This window comes from Tunicatimonas sp., assembly GCF_049647865.1.
Lineage (GTDB): Bacteria > Bacteroidota > Bacteroidia > Cytophagales > Cyclobacteriaceae > Tunicatimonas.
This window is the reverse complement of record NZ_JBARYM010000423.1, coordinates 1-1,531: the sequence shown is the minus strand read 5'-3', so window position 1 is coordinate 1,531 and position 1,531 is coordinate 1. Positions and strand designations below refer to the sequence as shown.

Sequence of the window (1,531 nt, the reverse complement as noted above, 5' to 3'; positions counted from 1 at the left end):
ACTATACTCAGCAGTACTTAGATTTCATTAATGAAGGTAATTTCTTCTTCCCAGGGGGCGAAGGACGCGATAATGTGTCAGTTGACTTCGTCGATTATAACCAAGTGAATGAAGTTCTAGATATCAGTGGTACCGGAATTAACGCTAATCTGGGAGTTATTTACCGTCCGCTTACCGAATTGACAGTAGGCTTAACGTATCAAACTCCTACGTACTATAGTGTGCGAACCGAAGAATTCTTTGACCTTTATTCGGAGGTAGTTGGCATCTTGGAAGTAGATGATATAGAGCAGCTCTTTGATATTGGCGAAGGAACTGGTAATCCTGGACTAACGCAGGGAAATCAGGTGATAAGTGAATATAATCTAACTACTCCTTCTCGAACTGGGATTGGATTAGCTTACTTCTTTGAAAAATCTGGATTCATTACACTAGATGCTGAATACGTGAATTATGCAGCCAATCGGTTTTCAACGAATGAAAATTTTTCGGTAAACGAGGTGAACAATGATGTAGAAACGTTATTCAAATCAGTTTTTAACTTTCGGGCGGGTGGCGAGTTTCGGTACAAAATTTTGCGGTTCCGTGCGGGATACGCTTTCTACGATGATCCTACACTTTTTCCTGATGATCGGTTGAATCGAGATCGTACTATTTTATCCGCTGGAGTAGGATTCAACGTATCTTCCTTCTTCGCAGATTTGACTGTAAGTCGTACCAGCTTCGATTCGGACTTTTCACCGTACCGGGGTGCCGCTTTCATTCCTCAAGAAAATACGCAGACAAGAGCGTTACTTAGTTTAGGATTTAACTTTTAAGCTGATCTAAGATAGAATTTAAGCTATCTTCAGAGGTAACCGTAACTTTTGCTTGCCGGTAGTAAGGTAGGCGATAGGTAAACTTTTGGTAATAGGCATCAGCAAAATTATCAGTATCTAATTCATGCAGAAGGGGGCGAACCGCTACGCCCTCTTTCTTCATTCTTTCGGCAATTATTTCCGTAGGAGTATCTACAAAGATCGTAGTCCCCGCTTGGTTCATCTGTCGCATATTGTCAAAGAAACAGGGTGCCCCACCCCCGGTAGCCATCACAAAGGTATCTCTCTGATTAATAGTTTTAAGCAAAGTTTCTCGCTCTAGCTCACGAAAATATTCTTCTCCCTGCTGCGCAAAAATCTTTCGAATGGGCTGTTGGGCCGAAGCTTCGATAACATCATCCAAATCAATGAACGGAAGATCAAGTTGCTTCGCTAACAGCTTTCCTAATGTACTTTTTCCCGAACCAGGTAGGCCCACTAAGAAGAGTTTGTTGTTACTCATTCTGACTAAAACTTGGTACTAAAATTAACTAAAAATAAATAAGCCACTTTGTGCAACTATCTAACATAGAAATGCGTGATAAGCTCATTCTTACTTAACTATTTCTATGAAACAAACCTTTTTCTTATTGTGTGTATTTTTCTTTACATTCAATCAGGCCTACGCTCAGTCCCCCGATATTAGTGTAAGCTCATCCAATGCTAACTCTTAC

At 40.6% G+C, this 1,531-nt stretch carries 1 protein-coding gene and 1 pseudogene; one reads left to right on the top strand and one right to left on the bottom strand.

The features are described from left to right. A pseudogene (locus WBA23_RS12635) lies at positions 1 to 818 on the top strand (hypothetical protein); the annotation flags it as partial. Here the strand turns inward: WBA23_RS12635 and WBA23_RS12630 are convergent. Then, the gene (locus WBA23_RS12630; RefSeq protein ID WP_424582639.1) at positions 808 to 1,320 is read right to left on the bottom strand and encodes a shikimate kinase; all 513 of its coding nucleotides are present in this window, start codon (positions 1,318 to 1,320) and stop codon (positions 808 to 810) included. The pseudogene WBA23_RS12635 and the gene WBA23_RS12630 overlap by 11 nt on opposite strands. Between the last annotated feature and the right edge of the window lie 211 nt (positions 1,321 to 1,531).

What these genes read in the sequence shown, in the direction of transcription:
- WBA23_RS12630 (WP_424582639.1), bottom strand. Translation starts at nt 1,320, where the DNA reads ATGAGTAACAACAAACTCTTCTTAGTGGGCCTACCTGGTTCGGGAAAA.